Genomic DNA, 26,379 nt, shown 5'->3' with positions numbered 1-26,379 from the left:
TTGTCGATGACGTACGACTGCTGGAAGAACAGCTGCCACGGGGCGACGGTGGTGCCCACGATGGAGACGATCACCAGCATCACGGCCGCCAGCTGGCCGGAGCCGCCCGGCATGCTCGGCACCGTGAAGTCGTGCGCCATCTGCGAGGTCTTCGGGTGGACCATGAAGTAGATCGGCACCAGCAGCAGCGAACCCACGCACAGCGTGACGGCGACGCGCTCGAAACGCCGGAACGAGCCGGTGAACGCCGAGGCGATGATCACCACCGCCGCCAGCACCACCGCGGCCACCTTCGGCAGCCCGAGGTACCCGGCCGCCAGGGTGACGCCGATGAACTCCGTGACCAGCGTCAGCGCGTTCAGCAGGAACAGGTCGATGACGCTGAACGCGCCCCAGAACTTCCCGAAGCGCTCCAGGATCAGCCGGGCGTGCCCGACACCGGTGACAGCGCCCAGGCGCAGCACCATCTCCTGGTTCACGTACAGCACCGGGACCAGCATCAGCAGCGTCCACAGCAGCTGCGTGCCGTAGTTCTGCCCCGCCTGCCCGTACGTCGAGAAGGCGCCCGCGTCGTTGTCGCCGACCATCACGATCAGGCCGGGGCCCACGATCGCCAGCAGGGTCTTGAGCCGCGCGGACAGGCCGTGGCGCGGCGTGGTGTCGTCGAGCCGGATGGTGCCGAGCGCACCCTTGATGTCGCCGACGTGGGCGTCGTCCAGTACCGCTGAACGCGGGGCGGGGACCTTGGAGTCGAGCGTGGCGTTGGTGGTCATGACGATCCTCCCGTGGGCCCCGGGCAGGCGGGGCGATCGGGGGCGCACGGCGGCGATCCCCCTGCGGACGGGCGCGGCGCATCGCCACCCGGCGGTGCGGGCCCGTTCGGGCACGGCGAAGCCGGGTGTCGAGGTGATGAGCCGTCAGAGCTGTGCGCAGGGAGGGTCGTTACCGCGTGCCGGGAGTGTGCGAGGGCAAGCGGGGGCAGGGGCAACTGTGGCCCGGACTACTGCAATCCATGTCTCTCGCCTCCTCCCGGTCGACGCACCCCGTGGTGCGTGTGATCGACGCGGCAAGGAGTTCGCCGGCGCGCGAAGCGACCGCCGGTTCACCCCAACTCGTCAGAGCTTTGGCACTCCACGGCGTGTCCAGCCCGGTCGGGCCGGAAGCCACTTCGGATCAACCCTTAGGTCGGGAAGATCTGTCCTAACCCTGGGCGTCTCTCGACGTCGTCGGATCAGTGGCCTGTGTCCGTGAAGAAGCCTCACCGAACGAGGTGCCTTCTTCAAACCTCCAGAAGCATAGACCGCGCGGAGGCCGATACTTGCGTACTTGGTAGAACCTTTACCTTCTGTCCCGGCTGCCCCGGCCGGGGCGCGGCGAGGCACGGCGGGGCGGATCGGGTGACGTGGGGTTTTGCCGCCGGGCCGCCACGGAACGACTTCCCACCGCATCGGCAGCAGCACCAGGTTGCGCCCGAATCCGAGGGGTGGCATGGCGTCCGCAGGCTCCCAGGACGGTCCCCGGCAGGCGCGGGCCCTCGTGCTCGCCCGCCACGCGAAGCTGTGGCTCGTTCCGAGCATCCTGTGCGGCCTGCTGGCCGTGGTGCTCTCGCTGCTCTACATGGGCGGCATCCTCAACCCGACCGGGCACCTGCACCGGCTCCCGATCGCCCTGGTGAACGCGGATCAGGGCCCGCCGCCGCCGGGCCGGACGGAGAGCCTGGGCGCGCGGCTCACCCGGGAGATCGTCGCCGGGACGCCCGGCAACACCGTCGACTGGCGCCAGGTCGACCAGGCCGAAGCGATGGACCAGCTCTCCACCGGGAAGGTCTACGGTGCGCTGCTCGTCCCGCAGGCGTTCACCGCCGACGTGGCGGCACTGACCACCGGCCGGGCCACCGAACGGCCCACCCTGACGGTGCTGACCAACCCCGGCCTCGGCAGCCTCGGCTCCTCGCTGGCCTCCCAGATCACCCAGTCCGCCGCCCACCAGGCCTCGCTGGCGCTCGGCAAGGAGCTGACCGCGGCCGTGCCGCCCACTGCCTCCGGCACGGGCACCAGCGCCACCGCGCGGCTGCTGCTCGCCGACCCGCTCGCCGTCACCACCCGGGTCGGCCACCCGATCGGCACCCACAGCGGGCTCGGCCTGAGCGCCTTCTACTACACCCTGCTGGCCGTGCTGACCGGCTTCATCGGCGGCAACATCATCCACAACGGCGTCGACACCGCGCTCGGCTACAGCGACAGCGAGCTCGGCCCCTGGCACACCCGGCGCCCGACCGTCCCGATCACCCGCACCCAGACCCTGCTGCTGAAGATGGTCATGACGGCCGGCATCATGCTGCTCACCACCACCCTGGTGATGCTCTGCTCGGTCACCGTCCTCGGCATGGACGCCCCGCACCAGGCGCTGCTCTGGGTCTTCGCCTACTGCGCCAGCCTCGCCGTCGGCCTTGGGGTCCAGGCGATCAACGCGGCGTTCGGCGGGATCGGGCAGCTGGTGTCCATGTTCGTCTTCATCGCGCTGGCGCTGCCCTCCTCGGGGGCGACCATCCCGCTCCAGGCGGTGCCCGGCTTCTACCGCTTCCTCAGCGTCTTCGAGCCGATGCGCCAGCTCAGCGACGGCATCCGGGCGATCCTGTTCTTCGACGCCCGGGCGGACGCGGGCCTGGCCCGGGGCTGGACCATGATCGCGGTCGGCGTGGTGCTCGCCCTGGCCTTCGGCTTCGGGATGACCCGGTACTACGACCGCAAGGGCCTGCACCGCTGGACGCCGCAGCCGTCGGAGTAGACGTAGTCGTCGGCGTAGGCGCCGCGCCTGATCCCTACGCCTCCTACGCCTTGGTGACGGTGACCTTGAGGTGCTTCATGATCGGCTGGTCGCTCTGGGTGCTGTAGTCGCCGATCGCGCACAGCACGTTCATCTCGGGCATGTAGCCCGCCGCGCAGCCGCGCGGGATGTCGTACGGGATCGCGAGGTAGCCGTTCAACGTGCGGGTGCTGCCGTCCTTCGCGGTGCTGGTGATGTCGACCGGGTCGAGCTCGGCGATGCCGCGCTCGCGCATGTCGTCGGTGTTCAGGAAGACCAGCGTGCGCAGGTTCCGCACGCCCCGGTAGCGGTCGTTGTCGGAGTAGATGGTGGTGTTCCACTGGTCGTGGGAGCGCATGGTGCCCAGCGCCAGGGTGCCCGGGGCGGGAACGACGTCGGGAAGCGGGGCGGTGGAGAACTCGGCCCGCCCGGAGGGGGTGAGGAAGACCAGTTCGCGGGCCGGCTGCTTGATCCGGAACCCGAGGGGCAGCCGCACCCGGCGGTTGAAGTCCTCGAAGCCGTCCAGGGCCCGGGACATGGTGTCGCGGATGCGGTCGTAGTCCTCGATGTACCACTCCCACGGTGTCCCGCTGTCCGGCAGCGCCGCGCGGGCCATCCCGGCGACGATGGCGGGCTCGGACAGCAGGTGCGGGGAGGCCGGGCGCTTCATGCCGACGGACAGGTGCACCATGCTCATCGAGTCCTCGACCGAGGTGCTCTGCACCCCGCCGCGCTGGTGGTCCTTCTCGGTGCGGCCCAGGCACGGCAGGATCAGCGCCCGGCGGCCGTGCACCAGGTGGCTGCGGTTCAGCTTGGTGCTCACCTGGACGGTCAACTCGCAGCCGCGCAGCGCCTCGTAGGTGTAAGGCGTGTCGGGCGCGGCGAGCGCGAAGTTGCCGCCCATGGCGACGAAGACCGTCACCTCGCCGCGCCGCATCGCCTCGACGGCGGAGACGGTGTCCAGGCCGTGCGCGCGCGGCGGGTCGATCCCGCAGGCCTCGGCGAGGCGGTCCAGGAACTCGGGTGAGGGGCGGTGGTCGATGCCGCAGGTGCGGTTGCCCTGGACGTTGCTGTGCCCGCGCACCGGCGACGGGCCAGCGCCCTCGCGGCCCAGGTTGCCGCGCAGCAGCAGGAGGTTGACGATCTCCCGCACGGTGTCCACGCCGTGCTCGTGCTGGGTGACGCCCAGGCACCAGCTGACGATGGAGCGGTCGGCGTCGCGGTAGACCCGGGCGGCCTTGAGGACCTCGGCCCGGCCGAGCCCGCTCTGCCGCTCGATCTCCTCCCAGGGCGTGGCCCCGCACAGCGCGCGGTAGGCCTCGAACCCGGTGGTGTGGCGCTCGATGAACTGCCGGTCCAGGGCCTGGGGGTCGGCCGTGGCCTGCTCCAGGATCGCCTTGGCCATGCCGCGCACCAGTGCCATGTCGCCGCCGATGCGCGGCTGGAGGTTCAGCGTGCTGGTCTTCGTGGACTTGAACAGCGCCATGTCCACGAAGTCGTGCGGGACGATGGTGCGGGTGGCGGCCGCCTCGATCAGCGGGTTGATGTGCACGATCTGCGCGCCGCGGCGGTGCGCGTCGGCGAGGGCGGTGAGCATCCGGGGCGCGTTGGAGGCGGCGTTGACGCCCATGATGAACAGCGCGTCGGTGACCTCCCAGTCCTTGAGGTCGACCGTGCCCTTCCCGGTGCCCAGCGAGGCCTGGAGGGCGCGTCCGCTGGCCTCGTGGCACATGTTGGAGCAGTCCGGCAGGTTGTTGGTGCCCAGTTCGCGGGCCATCAGCTGGTAGAGGAAGGTGGCCTCGTTGCCGAGCCGGCCGGAGGTGTAGAAGGCGGCCCGGTTCGGGTCGTCCAGCTCGCGCAGGGTGCGGCCGACCAGCTCGAAGGCGTCCTTCCAGCTGATCGGGACGTAGTGGTCCGAGCCGGCGTCGTACACCATCGGCCCGGTGAGGCGGCCCTGGTCCTCCAGCGCGAAGTCGCTCCACCCGGACAGCTCGGTCACCGAGTGGGCGGCGAAGAAGTCGCGGCCGACCCGCTTGCGGGTCATCTCCCAGGTGACGTGCTTGATGCCGTTCTCGCAGATGTCCAGGTGCAGGCCCTTGGTGTCGTCCGGCCAGGCGCACCCGGGGCAGTCGAAGCCGCCGCTCTCGTGGTTCATCCGCATGATCGCCCGGGGCCCGTCCACGTACGCGCCCTCCTTGACCAGGAAGCGCGTCACGCTCTTCGCGGCACCCCAGCCTGCGGCCGGGTGGTGGTACGGCGCGAACTGCGGCGGCCCGACGGGGTCGGGGCCCACGGCCGGCTCGTCCCGGGCGGGCTCCTGCTGGGGGTCGTCCTGCGCGCGGTCGTCGGGGGAGCTCACGAAGCCCGCCGTCCGCCGACCGACAGCACGACCGCGCTCGCCGCGCCGTTCGGCGCCTCGTAGTTTACGGTCTCCCCGGCGTGCCGCCCGAGCAGCGCCCGCCCGAGCGGGCTGTCGGCGGTCACCAGGGTCTCCTCCCGCACCTCGGCGAGCTCCGCCACCTCGACGGTCTCCTCCACCCCGTCCGCGAACCGCACGGTGACCGTGGAGCCCACCCCCACCACCTCCGTGGACGGCGGCCCGGCGGCGGCCCCCTCGCGGACCCGGGCCTCCAGCTCGGCGATCCGCTCGTCCAGCCGGGCGACGTCGTCGGCCCGCTGCAACTCGTCTGCCGCGTCCGCCCGGTCGCCCACGTCCTCCCCGCGCAGCGTCCCCACCACTTTCGCCCGCTCGCCGCGCAGCTCGGCCAGCTCCTCCTGCACGGCGCGCAGGGCCTCGGCACTGATGGGCTCGGGACCGTCTGTCATGGCTGCTCCCGGGTCGTTCGCGGAACGCTCAAGCACGGGTCGCTTCCATTACCCCACCACCCCGCACCCCCGGCAAATCCGGCCGCCGGATGTGCCCGGATCCGCCGAATTGGTTCGGGCGGGTACGGCCGTCCGGCACAATGACGCCCATGACCAGCGTCGACGACCCGAGTGCGGGCCCGCCGGTCGGCGACACCGACCGAGCCGACGAGCGATACCGGCCGTTCGCGCATCTCGCCACCGAGGGCCGCGAGCTCTACCGGCAGGTGATGGGGGTGTTCGTCCGGGCCAAGCAGGAGTTCACCGTCCACCTGCGCCCGGAGGACGTCCACCTGGGCCTCCCGCCGGAGGGGCGACCGTCGGTGGAGGCGGTGGCCACCGCGCTGGAACGACTGGCCAAGTGGGGGAACCTGCGGCCCGATCCCGACACCGGCCGGGTCACGGCCCTGGAGGACTTCTACCGCTCCCGGTACATCTACCAGCTCACCCGCGCGGGAGAGGCCGCGGAGGAGGCGCTGGCGGCGTACGACGCTGCGCTCGGCCGGCGGGGCGAGTTGCAGGCGGTCGCCCTCGCCGACATCGCCGTGCACCTGCGGGCGCTGTTGGCGCTGGCCGACCGGGACGAACCGGACCCGGCGGTGACGCACCTCGCGCTCCTCGCCCTGGTGGACCGCTTCTCGGGGCTGGCCGAGAACGCCCGCGCGTTCATGAGCTCGCTCCAGCGGACGGTCGACCTGCACGAGGCCGAGGTCGAGGTGTTCCTCGCCTACAAACAGCGGTTGATCGACTACCTGGAGCGGTTCATCGAGGACCTGGTGACCCGGGGCGCCGAGATCGCGGGGCTGCTGGAGCACCTCGGCGCGTCCCAGGACGGGCGGATCGGGCCGCTGCTGCGCCTGGCCGTCGAGCGTGAGGCCGCCGACGCCGCTCCGGACCTGGCCGCCGAGGCGCTGGCGGCGGGGGAGCGGCGCTGGACCGGCCGCTGGGACGGATTGCGGGCCTGGTTCCTCAGCGTGCCGGGCCGCAGTTCGCAGGCCAAGCTGCTGCGCTCCGCCGCCCGCCAGGCGATTCCCCAACTGCTCAGCGTGGTCCAGGCGTTGAACGAGCGCAGGGCGGGCCGATCGGATCGCTCGGCGGACTTCCGCGAACTCGCCCGGTGGTTCGCCGAGGCGCCCGACGACGACTCCCGGCACCGGCTGTGGCGCTCGGCGTTCGGACTGTACTCGGCGAGGCATCTGACGATCGATCAGGAATCGCTGGCCGAACGGGACACCGAGCCGGTGCCCGCCTCCGCGTCCTGGTACGACGCGGCGGGCGTGCGGATCAGTCCGCAGTTGCGCCGCACCGGTTCGTACGAGCGGCGCGGCCGGTCGCGGTCCGTGCAGGACCGTGGCGAGGCGAAGGCGTACCTGGCCGAGCTGGCCCGCAAGCAGGCCGAGCAGACGGCGGCGGTCCGGGCCCGGCTGGCCACCCGGGGCGAGGTGCGGCTCAGCGAGCTGGACGAACTGGACCGGGAGGCCTTCCGGCTGTTCCTGCTGCTCCTCGGCGACGCGTTGTCCGCCTGGCGTCCGGGCGCGGATTCGATCGCGGCCACCACCAACGACGGGACGATGGAGATCAGGCTGACGAGGCTTCGCGGCGGCGGGATCGCCGAGATCCGCACCCTCGACGGCGTGCTGTGGGGCCCGGAACATCTGGTCGAGATCATCGACCTGGCGAACGAGAACGATCCCGTGGGGGCCGACCGTGAGTGACGACCGTGAGTGACGACCGCCTGGGCGACGTGCTCGCCGCGCAGCGTTCCGCGGAGGTCCGTCGAGCCGCCCGGGCGCTGCTGCGTCGTCCGCTGCTGCGGGCGGGTGGGTCCCACGCCGACGAGTTCCGCCTCGTGCGGCAGTACGCGACGGAGCTGCGCACCTGGTTCGACCGGAACACCGGCTGGGCGCTGTCGGTGGACTCGGAGGTGGTCCGGTTGCGCCGCATTCCGGGCCGGCCCGACGATCCCACGCATCCGGCCCGCGACCAGCGCACCGGCCTGCCGTTCTCGCGGCGCCGCTACGTCCTGGTCTGTCTGTGCCTGGCGGTGCTGGAACGCGCCGAGCAGCAGATCGCGCTGGGCCGCTTGGCGGAGCAGGTGGTGCTCGCGGCGGCCGATCCGGCGCTCGACGCGGCCGGGGTGGAATTCACCCTCGCCGACCGGGAGCAGCGCACCGATCTGGTGGCGGTGGTCCGGCTGTTGCTGGAATGGGGCGTGCTCGCCAAGGTGGCCGGCGACGAGGATGCCTTCCTGAAGTCGGCCGGGGACGCCCTGTACGACGTGGACCGCCGGGTGCTGGCCGTCCTGCTCGTCTCCCGGCGGGGCCCGAGCACGGTGCGCGCGGACGGCTTCGAGGAGCGGCTCGCCGAACTCAACGCCGAAGTGCTGCCGGACAGCGACGAACTGCGCAACCGGGCGCTGCGGCACACCCTCTCCCGTCGGCTGCTGGACGATCCGGTGCTCTACCTGGACGGACTGACCGAGAGCGAGAGCGCCTACCTCACCTCCCAACGCGGCGCGCTGACCCGGCGCGTCGCCGAACTCACCGGCCTGGTCGCGGAGGTGAGGGCGGAAGGCCTGGCGATGGTGGACCCGGACGACGATCTGACGGACCTGCGGATGCCGGAGTCCGGCACCGACGGCCACGTGGCGCTGCTGGTGGCCGAGTACCTCGCCGGACGGGGCGGCACCGTCCCGCTGGCCGACGTGCACCGGCAGGTGGCCGGCTGGGCCCTGGAGCACGCCGGGTTCTGGCGGCGGAGCGCCACCGCTCCCGGTGCCGAGGTGGAGTTGGCCGAGCAGGCCGTGGACCGGCTGACCGCGCTCGGGCTGCTGGATCGCGCGGTGGCCTCGGACGGCGCCGCCCTGGTGCGGCCGAGGCCGGCGTTGGACCGCTACCGGGTCGGTGAGACCGTCCTGCTGGAACCGGGCCAGAGTGCGCCCCGGAAGAATCCGAAGAAGAACACGAAGACGGCTGCCGGCCGCACGAAGGGCGCGAGGACCCGATGAACACCACCGCCAGGACGCGGCTGCCCCTGCCCCTGCCCACCCGTACGCGCTGGCAGCCGCTGAGGGTCGGGCTGGTCGACCTCTTCTACTACGACGTCGAGGAGTTCCACTTCCGCGACGGCCGACTGCTCTTCCGCGGCAACAACGGCACCGGCAAGTCCAAGGTGCTCGCCCTGACCCTGCCCTTCCTGCTGGACGGCGACCTCTCCCCGCACCGGGTGGAGCCGGACGCCGACCCGAAGAAGCGGATGGAGTGGAACCTGTTGCTCGGCGGCGAGCACCCGCACCCCGAGCGGCTCGGTTACACCTGGATCGAGTTCGGCCGCCTGGACCAGGACGGCACCGCGCACTACACCACGCTCGGCTGCGGACTCAAGGCGGTCAGCGGCCGGGGCATCGCCCGCCACTGGTACTTCGTCACCGACCGGCGGATCGGTCCGGAGCTGCGGCTGGTGGATTCGACCGGCGCCGCGATCGGCCGTGACCGGCTGGCCGAGGCGTTGGACGGCCGGGGCCTGCTGTACGACTCGGCGCGGGCGTACCGGCGCGCGGTGGACGAGGCGCTGTTCGGCCTCGGCGAGCAGCGGTATTCGGCCCTGGTCGACCTGCTGGTACAACTGCGCCAGCCGCAGCTGTCGAAGCGGCCCAGCGAGAGGACGCTCTCCCGGGCCCTGACCGAATCGCTGCCGCCGATGGACCAGGCCGTGGTCGCCGACGTCGCGGAGGCGTTCCGTTCACTGGACGAGGAGAAGGAGCAGCTGGCGGTGATGGCCGCCGCCGAGCGCGCGGCGGGCTCCTTCCTCCAGCACTACCGCCGCTACGCCCGGGTGGCGGCCCGGCGCAAGGCCCGCGCCCCCCGCACGCAGCACTCCCGCTACGAGGCGCTGCGGGCCGAACTCAACACCGCCGAACAGGATTTCGAGGCGGCCGGCACCGCACTCGCCGAGGCCGAGACCCGGTTGGAGGAGCTGGACCGCCGGCGCACCGGTCTGCGGGCCAGGGACGAGGCCCTGCGGGCCGGTCCGGAGATGCGCAGCGCCCGCGAACTGGAGCAGGCCGCCGCCCTGGCCGGGCGCACCGCGCGGGACGCCGAACGCGCCGAGGCCGACCGGCTGCGGGCCGAGGAGGAACTGACGCGGTGCGCCGCCCGGTTGGGCGGTGCGCGGTCCCGCGCGGAGGCCGCCGAGCGTGCTCAGGGCGTCGTACTGGACCAGGCCCTGGCCGCGGCGAGCACGGCCGGGCTGGAACGGGAGCACGCGGAGCGGGCTGTCCGCCCCCTCGTCGAGGGAGAGGTCCCCGGGACGGCGCAGCACAACGCCGCCGAGTTCACCGACCGCCGCCAGCGCTCGATCGCGCTGGTCGAGGAGCACCTCGCGACCGCCCAGGACTCGATCCGGGAGCTGGACCGGGCCCGCCGTCGGCGGGAGGACGCGGACGGCGAACTGGCCCACCGGGCCGAGCTGCGGGCCGAGGCCGAGGAGAGCACGGCGCGGGAGGGCCGGGACTACCTCGCGGCCGTCCGCTCGTACCTCACCGGATGCCGGCTGCTGCGCCCCGCCGACCCCGGGGGAATGCTCGACGAACTGGACCAGTGGGTCGGGACGTTGGCCGGCGCCGACCCGTCCCGGGTGGCGGCGCAGCAGGCAGCCTCCACCGTCGGCGCCGAACTCGCGCGGCTTCGGGCGGCGTTGGAGTCGCAGCAGCGGGACGTCGACGAGAGCAGGGACCGGCTGGAAGGCGAGCTCGCCGAACTCCGGCGCGGTGGCCGGCGCGGTCCGCAGGCCCCGCACACCCGCGCGCGCGAGGCCCGACAGGGCCGCCCGGGCGCGCCGCTGTGGCAGCTGGTCGACGTCGCCGACGACCTGGCGCCCGCTCAGGCCGCCGAACTGGAAGCCGCCCTGGAGGCCTCGGGGTTGCTGGACGCCTGGGTCGCTCCCGACGGAACGGTGGCCGCGGCAGGCATCGGCGACATCCTGGCCACCGTCGGCGCACCGGTGGACGGCGCCTCGCTCACCGCCGTACTGCGCCCGGCGGTGGACCGGTCCGATCCGGCCGCGGCCGCTCTCCCCGACGAACTGGTCGATCGGCTCCTCGCCGGCATCGGCCTGCTCCACGTGGGCGAGGAACTGCCCCACGCCGGCAGCTGGATCGGCCTGGACGGGCGGTTCCGCCTCGGCTCGCTGGCCGGCGCCTGGTCCAAACCGGCCGCCGAGTACCTCGGCGAAGGTGCCCGCGAGCAGGCCCGGCGGGCCAGGACGGCCGTCGTCGAGACGGACCTCGCCCGACTCGCGGAGCAGTCGGCGGACCTCGCGGACCGCTCCGCGCGGGTGGAGGCGGACGTCCGCACCCTGGCGGCCGAGCAGGCGGCCCTGCCGGACGACGCCGCCCTGCGCGGTGCGCACGCCGTGGCGACGGCGGCCCACCGTGAGCACGCGCGCGCCGCCGAGCGCCGCGGGGAATCCGAGCGGATCGCTGCCGCGGCCGCCGCCGCTGCCGAGCACTCCACCGCCGAACTGCACGACCTGGCCGGGGAACTCGGCCTGCCCGCCACCGGTGCGGGTCTGCGGCAGGCCCGCGAGGCCCTCGGCTCCTACCGGGAGACCCTGGCCGAACTCTGGCCCGCCGTGCGGGAGACCCGGGCCGCCCGGACCGCGCTGGCGGCCGAGGCCGTCGACCACGGCCGGGCCGCCGAGCGCGTCGCCGAGCTGGCCGAGCGCTCGCGTGACGCGGCGCGGGAGGCCGTCACGGCGGGGGAGCGCCACGAGACGCTCGCCGCCACCGTCGGCGCCGCCGTCGCCGAGCTGCAACGCCAACTCGCCGACGTGGCCGAGACGTTGCGGGGGTGCGAGGAGGGCGAGCGGGCCACCCGCCGGGAGCAGAACGCCGCCACCGGCCGCCAAGCCGCCGCCGACGCCTTGCGGACCCGGGTCCGCATCGAGATCGAGGACACCGCCCGCACCCGCGCCGAAGCGATCGACGCACTGCGCCGCTTCGCCGCCACCGGGTTGCTCGTCGTCGCCCTGCCCGACCTCGCCGAGGAGCACGCCGGCGACTCCTGGGCCCCCGAGCCGGCCGTCCGCCTGGCCCGGGCCGTCGAGCGCGAGCTGGAATCCGTCGACGACGCCGACCCGGCCTGGGAACGTGTTCAGCGCCGGATCACCGAAGAGCTCAAGGAGCTCTCCGACGCCCTCGCCCGCCACGGGCACAGCGCGGCGGCCCGGATGCTGGAGGAGGGCCTGGTCGTCGACATCGTCTTCCAGGGCCGCGAACGCTCCGTCCCCGAGCTGGCCGCCGCCCTGGCCTCTGAGGTCGCCGACCGGCAACGGCTGCTCTCCGCCCGGGAGCAGGAGATCCTGGAGAACCACCTGATCACCGAGGTGGCCGGCACCCTTCAGGAACTCGTCAGCGCCGCCGAGCACCAGGTCCTGCGGATGAACGGGGAGCTCAAGGACCGCCCGACCAGCACCGGGATGCTGCTCCGGCTGGTGTGGCGGCCCGCCCGCGACGCGCCCGGCGGCCTGGCGGCCGCCCGTGACCGCCTCCTGCGCCAGTCCTCCGACGCCTGGACCGCCGCCGACCGGGCCGCCCTCGGCGACTTCCTCCAGGCGCAGATCGAGCGCGCCCGCACCGACAACCCGTCCGGGACCTGGCTGGAGCACCTCACCGCGGCCCTGGACTACCGTTCCTGGCACGAGTTCGGCATCGAGCGACACCAGCACGGCAAGTGGCAGTCCGCCACCGGCCCGGCCTCCGGCGGCGAGCGGGTGCTCTCCGTCTCGCTCCCGCTGTTCGCAGCCGCCTCCTCGCACTACGCCTCGGCCGGAAGCCCGTACGCGCCGCGCCTGGTCACCCTGGACGAGGCGTTCGCCGGGGTGGACGACGACTCCCGCGCCAAGTCGCTCGGCCTGCTCACCGCCTTCGACCTGGACGTCGTGATGACCTCCGAGCGCGAATGGGGCTGCTACCCGGAGGTCCCGGGCCTGGCCATCGCCCAGCTCTCCCGGGTCGACGAGATCGCCGCCGTCCTGGTCACCCGCTGGGAGTGGGACGGCCGCCGGCGCTCTCGCGTGGCCGACGCGGAGGTGCCGGGCCAGCGGCAGGAAGGCGTGTTCTCCTGACCATGGACGTGCCCCGGCTCCAGCGCCTGATCGGCGCACCCGAACTCACCTGGCTGCTCGACCGGGCGCGCCGCCGCATGGAGGCGGCCCGACCACTCGACGGCACGGTCACCCTGGCCGGTGCGGCCGACGCCGAACGGGCCGCCGTCACCCGGCTGTTGGGCCGCGCGCCGCGTCCGGGGCGCTCGCTCTCCGTGTCCCTCGCCGCCGTCGACCGGGTGCTGCGGGCCAGCGGCGCCAGCCCGGACGGGCTGGCCGCCGCCGTCGTCGCGCTCACCGGGCCGGTCGTACCCCGACAGGAAGCGGCCGACCGGCTCGCCCTGGCCTGGGAGCACGCCTTCGCCCCACTCGCGTCCGTGGTGGCCGCCCGCCCCCAACTCGCCGACTGGTACGCCTCCCTGCACGCCACCGGCCTCGTCCGCCGGCTGGCCCGCGGCCCCGAGGAGGCCGCACCGCTGCTCGCCGATCTGGCCCGCCTGCTGCCGCACCTACCGGCATCGCCGCCGCGCTCGCTCAGCACCTTCGCCGCCGAACACACCGGTGACGCCCACGCCCTCGACCAAGGCCCGTTGGCCACCCTCACGCTGGACGCCGTCCGGGCCCTCACCGGTACTCCGCCCGGCGACGGCGCCCAGGCGCGGCGCGACACCTGGGCGGCAGCGGGGCTCCTGCTCGACGAGCTCTCGTCGCAGGTCATCGCCCTCAACCTCCCCGGCGACCGGGACACCGCCACCGGACGGGCCCTCGCCGCACTCGGATCGGTCGGCCAGCCCGCCGTGCTGACGCTCCGCCAACTCGTCCGCGACGCCCCTCGCCCGCCCCGCGGCGGCACGGCGTACGTGTGCGAGAACCCGGCCGTCGTCCTGGCGGCCGCGGACCGACTCGGCCCCGACTGCGCACCGCTGGTCTGCGTCCAGGGCCAGCCCAGTACGGCCGCCCTGCGCCTGCTGAGGCTCTACGCCGACACCGGATGGACGCTGCGCTACCACGGGGACTTCGACTGGGGCGGCCTGCGCATCGCCACCCGGCTGCTGTCCCACGTCCCCTGGACCCCGTGGCGGTACACCGCCGCCGACTACCGCACCGCCCTCGACACGCACCCCGCGACCGCGGCCCTCACCGGCACCCCAGCTGAGGCAGACTGGGACCCCGAGCTCAGCGAGGCAATGCTCACGGCCGGTCGACGCATCGAGGAGGAGCTCGTCCTGGACGACCTCCTCGCCGACCTGGCGGGGTGACCGGTCACGGGGCGAGGAGCCGGGCCGGCTGAGGCTGTGCGGTCTGCGCCGGGAGGGCGGGGGCGAGGAAGGCGCTGGGCGTGCCGTGCCAGGACACGAGCAAGGCCTCCCGAGCCCGTGTGCACGCCACGAAGAGCAGACTCAGCTCGCCGTTGAGGTCCTCCTGGTGCTGCTGCGGGTCCGTGTCCCTCGGGGTGATCGCGCTGCGCATGGGCACCACGCCATCGTTAACGCCGGCCACGGCGACGCAGCGGAACTCCAGCCCCTTCATCCGGTGCATGGTCCCGATTCGCACGCCTGGCCCGGACGACCCCCCGCCGAGCAGACAGGCCTGGGTGCCGGCCCGCTCCAGGGCCTGGGCGATGTCGCGGCCCAGCTGGACGAAGCGGACGGCCACGCCGATGTCCTCGGGGCATACTCCCGACGCGATCCATTCCCGGATTCGGGCGACGAGGTCCTGGAGCTCGTCGGCCTTGGTGCCGTGGCCGCACACCTCGGGGTGGGCACCGTGGAGTGTCGAGTGGTAGCCGGTGAGGGACTCTTCACCGCCGTCCATGTCGTCCGGCCGTTCACCAGTGAGCAGGGATGCGGCCCAGTTCAGGATCTCGTGCGTGGTCCGGTAGTTGATCCGCAGCCGGGAGGAGCGCCCGACCACCTGGATCCCGAGTGAGCGTAGCGAGACCTTGTTGCCGTAGATCCGCTGGTGCGTGTCGCCGGCGAGGAACAGGTCGTCCGGCCCGGGAGCGACCAGCGCGCGCAGGAACCGCCATTGCGCGGGGTGGAGGTCTTGGGCCTCGTCGATGACCACGTGCCGGAACGGGCGGCTTTCCTGCTCGCCGAGCACCCGGGCGGCCTGCGCGCACACCTGCAGGAACGTCCACTCCCCGGTCTGCCGCAGCTGCTCCTCGAACGCCGCGATCGCACGCCACAGTTGGGCCTTCTTCAGCGGGCTGATGCTCTTGCCGCGGCCGGTCCGGGGAGCCTTCAGGTACTGCTCCGGGCTCTCGATCGCCTGGGCCAGCACGACATGCCGCCACTCCTGGTCGAGGAAGGCGTCGGTGAATTCGAGCCCGAGGCGCCGGGCGATCCGCCCCCAGCGGGAGAGGATCTCGCGTTGGTCGAAGACGATTTTCAGCGGGGCGCCGCCGCGCGAGCGGCGGAGCACCTCGTTCGCCAGGGCGTCGACGTTGACGACCCGGACCTTCGCCCTGATCCGCTCGTCCGTGACCAGCAGGGCCAGGCAGCGTTCGAGCTCTGCGGCGAGGTCCTTGGTGAAGGTGGTGAGCAGGATGCACCCGTCCGGGGCGTCCGCCGGCAATCGGCGCGCCAGGTGGTACGCCCGGTGCAGGGCCACCACGGTCTTCCCGGTTCCGGGACCGCCCGTCACGCGGGCCGGGCCGTTGTAGGACTCCCGGTAGGCGACCCGGTACTGGGCCGGGTGGAGGAAGATCCGCCAGCTGTCGAACGGCCGCTCCAGGATCTCCAGCAGCTCCTCGGGGCCGGACACCAGGGCGACCCGACCACGCGCGTGGGCCATCGCCGAGAGCAGCCCGTCCTCGGATTGTGCGGCGCTCGTGGGAGTCGCTGTCCGCGTGTACGCCTGGACGATCTCGCGGTCGATGTCCTCCGGTTCCATCCCGCTCGCGAGGCCGAGCAGGACGTCGAACTGCTGCTCCGGCAGGACGCGGTGGAGAGCCTCCAGATGGGCCTCGTCGGGCAGCAGCCGGATGATCGGCAGGACCTCCTCGTCGATGCCCAGGCTGCGCAGCACCTTGTCGGAGCGGTTGGCGAAGAGCCGCCGGGGTTCGTCGGCGGCGAGGGCCTTCAGGGACTCGGTGGCGCGTTCCAGCGCGACGTCATTGCGGATCTCGATGCCCTGGGTGGCGGCATTGACCGACCCTCGATGCTTGCACGCCCAGTCGTTGGCCTTGTCGTGCGGGAGGACCTTCAGCAGGAGATAGCTGTCGCCCTCGTCCTCCTTGAGCACCACCCCGCGCCAGAAGTCGGTGATCCGTATGGTCCGGATGCGCGGATCCCGCTGACTGGTGAGCTTCTCCAGGTGCGCGCCGGTGTGAGTCGCCCCGGTGAACTTCTCGAAGGCCTCGAAGACCCGCCGTTGCACCGATTTCTCCAGCGCCGCGAACTCCAGCAGAAAGTCCCGGTGCATACCCAGCGTCGCCACGCGGGCCCCCTTGTGCGACTCGGTCGGTCGGGCAGTGTGCACACTGTACTGGCCTCGGCGATCACTCGGGGCGCGTACGGACGGCTACCGTAAACTCCCCGAGGCGGGAGGAGGCGCATGGAGCGCATCGGCTGCGGCACCGTGCTCGGGGGGCGCTACGGGCTGGAACGCCCCCTGGGTCGTGGGTCCATGGGCCACGTGTGGCAGGGCCGGGACCGGCATCTGGGCCGCGTGGTTGCCGTGAAGGTCGTCTCTGCCGAGTTGTTGGCCGATCCGGCGGGACGGGGCGGTGCACTGCGCCGTTTCGAGCGGGAGGCGAAGGCGGCGGCGGCACTTGACCACGCCAACATCGCGACGGTTCACGATGCCGCCATCACGGACGAGGTCTGCTGGCTGGTCATGCAGCTCGTCGAGGGGGCGACGCTCGGCCAGCTGCTGGACGAACAGGAACGGCTGGACGTCGAGTCCGCTGTCGCGGTGGCGGCACAGGTGTGCTCGGGCCTGGCAGCGGCGCACGCCGCGGGTCTGGTGCACCGGGACCTGAAGGCCGAGAACGTCATGGTCGGCCGGGACGGCGTCGTCAAGATCCTCGACTTCGGGCTGGTCAAGGTGGTTGCGGACAGTGGCCCCCGGCTCACCTCGACCGGTGAGCAGCTGGGCAACCTCCAATGCGCCTCACCGGAACTGCTCACCGGAGCACCGGCGTTGGACGCCCGCAGCGACCTCTACAGCGTGGGCTGCCTGCTGCACCAGATGCTCGCCGGCAGTCCGCCCTTCGACGCCCCGACGCCGCTCGCACTGGTGGCCGGCCACCTCGACGGGAAGCCGCCGCTGCTCGCCGACTGTGGAGTCGACGTCCCGGCGGGTCTCCAGGAGCTGGTCACGGCGCTGCTGGCCAAGGACCGGGAAGCCAGGCCCGGATCGGCTGCCGAGGTGTACGGCACGCTCGGGCCGCACCTGCCCGCCGCGGAACCCGGCCCGGGAGCCCTGCGCCGATTCGGACCGGAGGATCCTCGGCGCCCGTTCGTACTGCCGCAGGCTCCCTACCCCGTGTGACCGCACGGTTGCGAGGGGATGAGAGGATGCCCCGGGTCAGGGGTGGTGGTGGTGCGAACGGAACTGTGACGGGGGACGGGGCGCGTGAGGCAGGAGATTCTGGGACGCTACGAGCTGGCGGACCTCCTGGGCCGGGGCGGGATGGCCGAGGTGTGGGCCGCGTGGGACCGTGTGGCCGGCCGCCGGGTCGCGGTGAAGTTCCTCGCCCCGTACGGGCACGGCGATGCATCTGCCGCGCTGGAGCAGCGGTTCCGCCGGGAGACGAAGCTCACGGCGGGCCTGAGTCATCCCGGTGTGCCCGTCGTCCATGACAGCGGCCGGCACGACGACGGCCGGCTCTACCTGGTGATGGAGCTGGTGCCGGGCGACACCCTGTCGGCGCTGCTGAAGCGGCCGGGGCCGTTTCCGGTGCAGCGGGCCGCGACGGTCGCGGCGCAGGCAGCCGAGGTGCTGGCGTACGCGCATGCCAATGGCGTGATACACCGCGACGTCAAGACGTCGAATGTGATGCTCACCCCGGCGGGGGCGGTCAAGGTGCTCGACTTCGGCATCGCAGCGGCGCTGGAGCCCGCTCCGGACGAGCCTCGGCTCACCGCGACCGACGCCACGCCCGGCACTGCGGGTTTCATGGCGCCGGAGCAGGCTCAGGGTCGTCCGGTCGCGGCGAGCGACCTGTACGGCCTGGGCTGTGTGCTGTACGAACTCCTGGCCGGCGTAGTGCCGTTCACCGCGCCGAATGCGGTGATGCTGATGTACCAGCACACCTTCAAGGAGGTGCCTCCGGTCACCTTGCACCGACCGGACGCGCCCGCCGAGTTCGCCGACCTGGTGATGCGGCTGCTGGCCAAGAAGCCGACGGATCGCCCCTCGGCCGACGAGGTCCGCGACATCGGGTGGCGGTGGTCGGCCGGCGGGATCGGGGGCGACGAGCCGGGATCCGTCACCGCGCTTCTGGAGCAGTACGACCGGTGGCGTGAGGCCGACGAGCCCGGGCGTGCCCACGAGGGGTATGCCGAGCTGGTGGAGAGGCTCGCCGTCCGCCGTGCCGTGGACGATCCGGAGCTGCTGGCCTGCCGGGCGGGCGCGGCCCGGTGCCTGGCCATGCTCGGGCGATCGACCGAGGCCCGGGACGCGTACGAGGCGTTGCTGCCGTTCCAGGAGCGGGCTCTCGGCGCTGCGCACCCGTCCGTCTTCGACACCCGGTACTGGATCGGCAAGCTTGCGGCCGGGGCCGGCGAGCGGGAGCGGGCCCGCACGCTGTTGACGGAGCTGCGCGACGCCCAGCGGGCCGGTTTGCCGGAGGGCGATCCCGGGCTGGTCCGGACGGTCGAGCTGATCGCACGGCTCGACCGGCTGCTGGGCGGGGCGACCTAATGTTGTGAACTCTGTATACGAATTACCCTGTGATAGGATCCGCGGCGGCCGACTGGGGGAGGCGCACCGAGTTCGGCGGCAACCGGAGAATCGACGGAAGGCGGACCGATCGTGGCGGACCGGCGCGGGGACAGCGGAAACGATGAGCGGCTCCCCGAAGAGGGCGAGCTGGTCGAGGTTCGCGGCCAGAGCTGGGTCGTCGCACGGGTCGATCCCTCCTTCGGCACGGATGACGGCCGTGCCACCCTGGTGCACCTCCAGTCCGTGGCCGACGGCCGCTTCGGCGACACCCTCAGCGTGATCTGGGAGATCGAGCCCGGCCGTCGCGTCCTGCCCGCGGGCTCCCTCCCCGACGCTGCCACCGGCCGCTATGACCCGCCGGCCCGGCTGGCCGCCTTCCTCGACGCCGTCCGCTGGTCCGCCGTCGCCTCCGCCGACGCCAAGAACCTCCAGGCGCCCTTCCGCTCCGGCGTCGCCGTCGAGCCCTACCAGCTCGAACCCGTCTCGCGTGCCGTCGGTGCCCCGCGCGTCAACCTGCTCCTCGCCGACGACGTGGGCCTCGGCAAGACCGTCGAGGCCGGCCTCGTCGTCCAGGAACTGTTGCTGCGCGGCCGAGCGCGCCGGGTGATGGTGGTCTGCCCGGCCGGCCTGACCCTCAAGTGGCGGGACGAACTGGCCGAGAAGTTCGGCCTCGACTTCACCATCGTCGACTCCGAGCAGTGCGCCCGGCTGCGCCGCACCCACGGCACCGCCGCCAACCCGTTCCGCGTCCACCCACTCACCATCGTCTCCCTGCCCTGGCTGCGCGGTACCAAGGCGCAGCGACTGCTGGACGAGGTGGTACCGGTCGGCGAGGCCGCCCGGAACGAGGACGGCACCGAGCGCCGTTTCTTCGACCTGCTGGTGCTGGACGAGGCGCACCACGTGGCGCCGGCCGCGCCCAAGCAGGTGTACGCCGTCGACTCCCAGCAGACCAAGCTCATCCGCCGTCTGGTGCCGCACTTCGAACACCGGCTGTTCCTCTCCGCCACCCCGCACAACGGATACCCCGAGTCGTACACCGCGTTGCTCGAACTCATCGACAACCAGCGGTTCGCCCGCGGCGTCGACCCCGACAAGGCGGCGCTGGACGACACCGTCGTGCGGCGGCTGAAGAGCACCGTCAAGAACCCCGACGGCAGCAACCGCTTCCACACCCGGCAGACCCGCGAACTCCAGGTCGACTACACACCGGCCGAGCTGGAGGTCCACGGCCTGGTCAGCAGCTTCGCGGACCTGCGCCGCAAGCGCATCGCCCAGCAGGCCAAGGGCGGGCGCCGGGCCGCCGACCTGGTCACCCTGCTGCTGAAGAAACGGCTCTTCTCCTCCCCGGCGGCCTTCCTGCACACCGTTCGGACCTACCTCGGGCACCTCGACGACACGGCCGGCCGGCCGCGTGCCGCCGCCGAGGACGTGCCGGACTGGCTGGACGAGTTCGACGACTTCGCCGCCGAACTCGACGACTTCGCCCTCGCCGAGGCCGAGGACGACGCGCTCACCCGCTCCACCCGGCTCACCCCGGAGGAGGACGGCGAGGAACTGCGCCTGCTGCGCGAGATGGAACGCTGGGCGCTCACCCACGAGGCCGCCGCCGACTCCAAGGCCGCCGAGCTGCTCACCTACCTCAAGGCGGTCTGCCGCCCGGACGGCAAGCGCTGGCAGAACGAGCGGGTGGTGGTCTTCACCGAGTACCGCGACACCCAGAAGTGGCTGGTCGAGCTCCTCCGGCAGGAGGAGATGACCGACGGCGGCCGCGTCGTCCAGCTGCACGGCGGCCTCAACACCGAGGAACGGGAACAGATCCGGCTCGGCTTCCAGGCCGCGCCGGACACGGCGGAGGGGCGCGTCCGGATCCTCATCGCCACCGACGCCGCCAGCGAGGGCATCGACCTCCAGAACTACTGCTTCCGACTGGTCAACTACGACATCCCCTTCAACCCCAACAAGCTCGAACAGCGCATCGGCCGGATCGACCGCTGGGGGCAGCGCAGGGACCCGGAGATCCGCCACTTCGTCGGCTCCGGCTGGCGTACTGCCGCAGTGGGGTCGTACGAGGCCGACCTGGAGTTCCTCTCCCGGGTCGCGGTGAAGGTCGCGCGGATGGAAGCGGACCTCGGCTCGGTCAATGCGGTGATCGCCGACGCCGTGCAGCGCCGAATGACGGGCGACCACACCCCGGTCGACATCGAGCACGCCAAGCCCCGGCAGATCAAGGGCCGCACGACGGGCGGGACGGTCGCGCACGAGCAGAACGTCACGGCGCAGGCGAAGCGGCTGGCGGACCAGTACGAGGAGACCGTCGACACCCTCGGGCTCACCCCCGAGAACATCCGCCGCGTCGTCGACACCGCCCTCACCCTGGATCACCAGCAGACCCTGTTGCCCCACCACCACGAGGACTTCGACGGTGGCCTCTTCGAGGTCCCGCCGCTCTCCGGCACCTGGGTGCGGGCCACCCGGGGGCTCGCGCACAAACTGCGGCCCGAGGAGCTGCGGCCGGTCACCTTCGACGCGAAGATCGCCGGGCAGGCACGGGACGAGGTCGTCCTGGCACACCTGAAGCATCCGCTGGTCGCGCTGTCGACCCGGCTGCTCACCGCCGCCGTGTGGAACGCCGACAGTGTCGGGCTGCACCGGGTGGCCGCCGTGGTCACCGACGACCCGACCGTGGAGACCACGCTGGTGGGCGCTTACGCCCGCTACGTGTTGGTGGGCGTCGACGGGACCAGGTTGCACGAGGAAGTGCTGTACGCGGGCGGGTGGTTCGGCGACACCGGGCGCTTCCGGCGGTGGGAGTCCGTGCGCGGCCTCGGGACGACGCTCTCGCACGCGCTCACCACGGGCATCGAGGCCGCGCCGCACCTGAAGAAGGGGCTGGCCGAGGCCTGGCCGCGGCTCGCCCAGCCACTGAGCGACTCGCTGACGGCGCGTTCCCGGGAGCGACGGGCCTCGCTGGAGAGGGCCCTGCTCGACCGGCGCGGGGAGGAGGAGCGGCGCATCCAGGCGACGCTCGACCGCTTCGAGACGACGCTGCGTACCAAACTCAAGGAGGAGGGCGACGGGATCGGCGAGCAGCTGGCGTTCTTCGGCGAGCGCGAGCTGACGTCCGTCGAGCAGCGTCAGTACCGCGAGGACCGTGAGCGGTGGCAGGCCCGACTGGACGGGCTCGCCGTCGAGCGTGAGCGTGAACTCGAGGCCATCGAGAAGCGCTACCGCGAGCCTCGCTCGCACCTGTTCCCCGTCGCCGTCGTCTTCGTCATCCCGCAGAAGGAAGCCGCCCGATGAGCCCCCGCCCCGCCGCCTCCCGTGGACTTGCCGCCGCCAAGGCCAAGGCCCTCGACGGCCGTGCCCAGCACCAGGAGTGGCTCGAACTGACCGAGGTCTCCGGGCCGTTCCTCACCATGCCGGCGCTGCTGAGTGCCTGGCCGCAGCTGGATTCCGTTGATCGCAAGCAGCGCGATCGGCTGCGCGCCCACCACGCGGACTGGCAGGTCGATGCGGTGGCCGGGCGGGACGAGTGGGTCGCTTATGTGCTGCGGGACCTGCTGGAGTGGGGGGACGCTCTGGTCCTCCGGCAGGGCGAGGACGATGACCTGGTTCTCGACCGGTTCACGGTGGACGTGCCGGAGCATGGGGCTCGGCTGCGGGCAGATTTCGCCCTTGTCGAGCCGGGCGGTGGCGAGCTGGCGGCTGAGCCGGATGTGGCGGCTGCGGCGAAGCGGGTGCCGCTGATCGGGATGGTCGTGCCGAGCGGGACCGTGCCGACGGCGCGGGCGGCGTGGGGAGGGGAGTGGTCGGCCACGCCGGCTGACCGGCTCGCGCGGCTCTGTCGGGAGCATGGGATTCCGCTCGGGCTGGTGACGGACGGACGCTGGTGGTGCCTGGTGTGGGCGCCGGTGGGTGGGGTCACGACGACGGCGCTCTTCGACGCGGTGGGCTGGAACGAGGCCGTCGAGCGGAACGTCGTGCGGGCATTGGTCTCGATACTGCGGCGGGGGCGCTTCTTCGAGTACGAGGCCGAAGAGACGCTTGAGGGGCTGCTGAGGAAGAGCCTGGAGGCGGGCGAGGAAGTCACGGACGCGCTTGGTCTCCAGGTCCGCCAGGCCGTTGAGTTGCTGGTCGATGCGATCGGGCGGGCCGACGCACGGGCGATGGAGCGCGGGGCGGCGGGGCTGCACGCGGACGAGGTCAGTGCGCAGGAGGTGTACCGGGCGGCGGTCGCCGTGATGATGCGGGTGGTGTTCCTGCTCTTCGCGGAGGAGCGGGGGATGCTGCCGTCCTCGGATCAGGTGTACGCGGAGTCGTACTCGGCGGGGCGGCTGTGTGCGGACCTGGAGGCGCGGGCCCTGGCCGAGGGCGAAGCCTCGCTGGAGCATACGACGGCGGCTTGGCACCGGCTCATCGCGCTGTTCCACGCGGTGTACGGGGGTGTGAAGCATCCCGAGCTGAAGATGCCGGCGTACGGCGGTTCGATCTTCGATCCGGCGAAGTACCCGTGGCTGGAACAGAGTTCGCCGCTGCTGGCGATCGATGACCGGACTGTGCTGCACATGCTGCAGGCCGTGCAGTACGTCGTGATCGGCAAGGGGAAGAAGAAGGAACGGCGTCGGCTCACCTTCCGGGCGCTGGACGTTGAGCAGATCGGGTACGTGTACGAGGGCTTGCTCTCGTACGACGGGCAGCGGGCCGTGGACACGGTGGTTGGGCTGATCGGGCCGGAGGGGCTGGAGCATGAGGTCCCGCTCCGCGACCTGGAGCTGATGGCGGCGTCCAGCCGGGATGTGAAGGCGCTCGCGAAGAAGATCTGCGAGGCGTACAAGGAACCCAAGCCAGGGATCGGCAACCCTGCGAAGGTCGAGAAGCTGCTCGCGCCGCTGACCGGGGACGCCGAGACGGAAGCGAAGCGCCTGCTCTACGCGGCCTGCCGTGACGGCCAGTTGGTGGAGCGCCTGCTGCCGTTCTTCGGCATCATCCGGCGTGACCTGCGGGATCTGCCGGTGGTGATGCCGGCAGGCGCGCTGTACGTGACGCAGTCCTCGCTGCGGAAGAACACGGGGACGCACTACACCCCGAGGCAGCTGGCGGAGGAGGTCGTCCGACACGCGCTGGAGCCGCTGGTGTACGAGGTCGGGCCGCTTCAGACGGCGCGGGCTGAGGACTGGGTGCACAGGTCGGCCGATGAGATCCTGAAGCTCAAGGTCGCCGACATTGCCATGGGTTCCGGCGCGTTCCTGGTTGCTGCCTGCCGTTATCTGGCGGAAAACCTCATCGACGCCTGGGTCCGGGAGAAGAGGCAGGAGGCAGTCGACTTCCGGGCTGGCCGTGTGATCGACGTGGCGACTGCGGTCGACGCAGAGTCGGACCCGGTTGTGGTGGAAGCGCGCCGGGAGATCATCGAGCACTGCCTGTATGGCGTTGACATCAACCCGGCGGCGGTCGAGATGGCCAAGCTGTCGCTGTGGCTGGTCTCCATGGATCCCACCCGGCCTTTCACCTTCCTTGACGACCGCCTGCTGGCAGGTGACTCACTGCTCGGCATCACCAGCCTTGACCAGCTGAAGGCCGTGCACCTGGTCGTAGAGAAGGGAGACCTTCTCGGCGCGGACGTCGATACCGAGCGGCAGATCGAAGAGGCGGTGCGGGAGCGCCACGCCATCACTGAAATAAGGGGTGAAGATCTTCCAGCACTGGCGGAGAAGCGCAAACTCCTGGAGGACGTTCGCCAGCACACTGCTCGGCTCCAGCTCGTCGGGGACCTAGTTGCTGGCGCTGCGCTGGCCACATGCGCGTCAGGTCGCGTGGAGTGGTACGAGCCGAATGGCGGTGATCGGGTCAGGGATCTGTTCCCACTGGCGGCACGCGCTGCGAAATCGCTCGGGCACGGCGAGGTGGACGAGGAGACGCCGGAGGTGTCGAATTCCCGTCGCCTGGCTACAGCCTGGCTTGCGAGCGAGCTCCCAGCCGACGGGATTGAACGGCAACCTGTGCACTGGCCATTGGAATTCCCAGAGGTCTTCCAGGAACGGGGTGGGTTCGACGCGATTGTCGGGAATCCGCCGTTCTTGGGTGGAAAAAAGCTCACGGGCGCGTTGGGGGAAGCCTACCGCGAGTACCTGATCGACTATGTCGCTTCAGGAAGGCGTGGGCACGCGGATCTCGTGGCATATTTTGAGTTGAGGGCGCACGAGCTGCTTAATGGCGTTGGCCAAACCGGATTGATTGCAACGAATTCGCTGGCTCAAGGTGACACCCGCGAGGTCGGGCTCGATCGGTTGGAGTCTGATGGTGTCGAGATTCGGCGCGCCATCAAGAGTGCTCCGTGGCCTTCGCGATCGGCCGTGCTGGAGTATTGTGTGGTCTGGACGAGCAGGACACCGTCTGGTCGAGATGCGGCGCGGGTTCTAGGAAAGGACCTGGTGTCGTTCGGCATTTCGACGTCGCTCAGTCCGAAGACGCGTGAACCGTACTGGGTGGAGCCACTTCAGGGCGCCAGTGGGCTGTCCTTCATCGGGTCGTATGTGCTCATTGTTGACGGGTTCAGTCTGCCGGAGGAAGTCGCTCGCAGCTGGATCAAGGAGGATGAGAGATACTCGGAATGTCTGGCTCCTCTATTGAATGGCCAGGATCTAAATTCGAGTTCGGGTCATGATGCCAGCAGATGGGTAATTAACTTCCATGACTGGCCTGAGGAGAAGGCTCGTGCTTACCCGAAGGCTTATGCCAAGTTGCTGTCGGATGTCAGGCCTGAGTGTGAGGCGAAAGATCCGGGCTCGTATCCAGGTCTCATGGATCGATGGTGGCAGTATTGGCGCCCTCGACGCGAGATGGTGAAGGCAATTCAAGGGCTCGACCGATGCGTTGTTATCGCGCTAGTGAGTAAGGCGGTCATGCCAGTCATGGTGCCGACTGGCCAGGTGTTCTCTCACCTGCTTGGAGTGTTCGCCTCTGACGATTCTGCCATACTTGCAATGATGAGCAGTGCCATTCATTATTGGTGGGCCATTGATCGTGCCTCGACCATGAAGGGCGACCTTCGTTACACCCCTACGGACGTTTTCGAGACCCTTGTCCGGCCGCCGCTCACCGATGGCCTCCGGGCAATTGGTGCAAGGCTTGATAGCTTTCGTCGCGAGTTGATGTTGCGACGTAATGCCGGGCTAACATCCACCTACAACCTTGTGCATGACCCTTCCTGCGAAGACAGCGACATCGTCGAACTCCGGGCCATCCACGAGGAGATTGACCGGGCGACCATCGCCGCCTACGGGTGGTACGACCTGCTCGATCCCACGGGGGCTACCCGGCCGGCGGATCCGACGCACGAGACGTTTCCGCTGGATCATGGATTCCACGAGACCGACCAGGGGACTCGGTACACCATCGGGCTACTTGCTCGGACGGAGATCATCGACCGGCTTCGGCGCCTCAACCACCAGGCGTACACCGACGAGGTGTTCCTTGGGCTGCACAAGAAGCCGAACCTGCGGCCCGATCTTCCGTCGCCCTCTGCGGAGGCGCGGCGCAGGAAGGCTGAGCGTCTGAACGTCTCTAGCTCGGCCGGCTTCGGCGATGACGGGCTCTTCCCGCCGGAGGGTGCCCTTTTCTAGGGCGATGCGGGGGGGCCTCGGCGCCCGGGGCCGACGGCCCCCCGGGTTTTGTTGACGGGTTGTGGGAAAACGGCCCCGATGGCGCGGG

General features: G+C 71.4%; 13 protein-coding genes and 1 riboswitch. Of the genes, 9 read left to right on the top strand and 4 right to left on the bottom strand.

From position 1 onward, the window contains the following. On the bottom strand, window positions 1-773 hold a 773-nt coding region (locus ACFV61_RS09270), incomplete at its 3' end, for an NRAMP family divalent metal transporter (RefSeq protein ID WP_380490875.1). Between the two features lie 326 nt (window positions 774-1,099). Then, a riboswitch (M-box (ykoK) riboswitch) is annotated at window positions 1,100-1,277 on the bottom strand. A gap of 211 nt (window positions 1,278-1,488) precedes the next feature. Here ACFV61_RS09270 and ACFV61_RS09265 point away from each other — a divergent pair. Then, window positions 1,489-2,787 (top strand): YhgE/Pip domain-containing protein, encoded by a 1,299-nt coding sequence (locus ACFV61_RS09265; protein ID WP_380490873.1) that lies wholly within the window; start codon window positions 1,489-1,491, stop codon window positions 2,785-2,787. 43 nt (window positions 2,788-2,830) lie between these two features. Here ACFV61_RS09265 and ACFV61_RS09260 read toward each other — a convergent pair whose 3' ends face one another. Beyond that, window positions 2,831-5,098, bottom strand: a complete 2,268-nt coding sequence (locus tag ACFV61_RS09260; RefSeq protein ID WP_380490878.1) for an FdhF/YdeP family oxidoreductase — start codon at window positions 5,096-5,098, stop codon at window positions 2,831-2,833. Between the two features lie 62 nt (window positions 5,099-5,160). After that, complete coding sequence (locus tag ACFV61_RS09255) at window positions 5,161-5,631, bottom strand: GreA/GreB family elongation factor (protein ID WP_363588321.1); 471 nt, start codon at window positions 5,629-5,631, stop codon at window positions 5,161-5,163. 149 nt (window positions 5,632-5,780) lie between these two features. Here ACFV61_RS09255 and ACFV61_RS09250 point away from each other — a divergent pair, with 149 nt between their 5' ends. From ACFV61_RS09250 to ACFV61_RS09235, 4 genes are read left to right on the top strand one after another with little or no spacing between them, the layout of a single operon-like run. Then, window positions 5,781-7,385, top strand: a complete 1,605-nt coding sequence (locus tag ACFV61_RS09250; protein WP_380490871.1) for a TIGR02677 family protein — start codon at window positions 5,781-5,783, stop codon at window positions 7,383-7,385. A 5-nt stretch (window positions 7,386-7,390) separates the two neighbouring features. Then, complete coding sequence (locus ACFV61_RS09245) at window positions 7,391-8,677, top strand: TIGR02678 family protein (protein WP_380490869.1); 1,287 nt, start codon at window positions 7,391-7,393, stop codon at window positions 8,675-8,677. Then, window positions 8,674-12,795, top strand: a complete 4,122-nt coding sequence (locus ACFV61_RS09240) for a TIGR02680 family protein (RefSeq protein ID WP_380490867.1) — start codon at window positions 8,674-8,676, stop codon at window positions 12,793-12,795. The genes ACFV61_RS09245 and ACFV61_RS09240 overlap by 4 nt, the downstream gene beginning before the upstream one ends. Before the next feature lie 2 nt (window positions 12,796-12,797). Next, entirely contained in the window at window positions 12,798-14,033 is a 1,236-nt protein-coding gene (locus ACFV61_RS09235) for a TIGR02679 family protein (protein ID WP_380490865.1), read from the top strand. A gap of 4 nt (window positions 14,034-14,037) precedes the next feature. On the opposite strand, the gene ACFV61_RS09230 is transcribed toward ACFV61_RS09235, so the two are convergent. Continuing rightward, complete coding sequence (locus ACFV61_RS09230; protein ID WP_380490863.1) at window positions 14,038-16,215, bottom strand: UvrD-helicase domain-containing protein; 2,178 nt, start codon at window positions 16,213-16,215, stop codon at window positions 14,038-14,040. A gap of 117 nt (window positions 16,216-16,332) precedes the next feature. Between ACFV61_RS09230 and ACFV61_RS09225 the strand changes: the two genes are divergently transcribed. The 4 genes from ACFV61_RS09225 (at window position 16,333) to ACFV61_RS09210 (ending at window position 26,291) form a co-directional block, all read left to right on the top strand. After that, window positions 16,333-17,271, top strand: a complete 939-nt coding sequence (locus ACFV61_RS09225; RefSeq protein WP_380490861.1) for a serine/threonine-protein kinase — start codon at window positions 16,333-16,335, stop codon at window positions 17,269-17,271. An 84-nt stretch (window positions 17,272-17,355) separates the two neighbouring features. Next, window positions 17,356-18,645, top strand: a complete 1,290-nt coding sequence (locus ACFV61_RS09220; protein WP_380490859.1) for a protein kinase — start codon at window positions 17,356-17,358, stop codon at window positions 18,643-18,645. A gap of 111 nt (window positions 18,646-18,756) precedes the next feature. Then, on the top strand, window positions 18,757-21,969 hold the full coding sequence (drmD, locus tag ACFV61_RS09215; protein ID WP_380490857.1) for a DISARM system SNF2-like helicase DrmD: 3,213 nt from the start codon (window positions 18,757-18,759) through the stop codon (window positions 21,967-21,969). Next, window positions 21,966-26,291: an Eco57I restriction-modification methylase domain-containing protein gene (locus ACFV61_RS09210; RefSeq protein ID WP_380490855.1), complete on the top strand. Its 4,326-nt coding sequence runs from the start codon at window positions 21,966-21,968 to the stop codon at window positions 26,289-26,291. The genes drmD and ACFV61_RS09210 overlap by 4 nt, the downstream gene beginning before the upstream one ends. Window positions 26,292-26,379: the final 88 nt, after the last annotated feature.

Source organism: Kitasatospora sp. NPDC059817 (assembly GCF_042731835.1).
Taxonomy (GTDB): domain Bacteria; phylum Actinomycetota; class Actinomycetes; order Streptomycetales; family Streptomycetaceae; genus Kitasatospora.
This window is presented reverse-complemented; position numbering and strand designations above follow the sequence as displayed.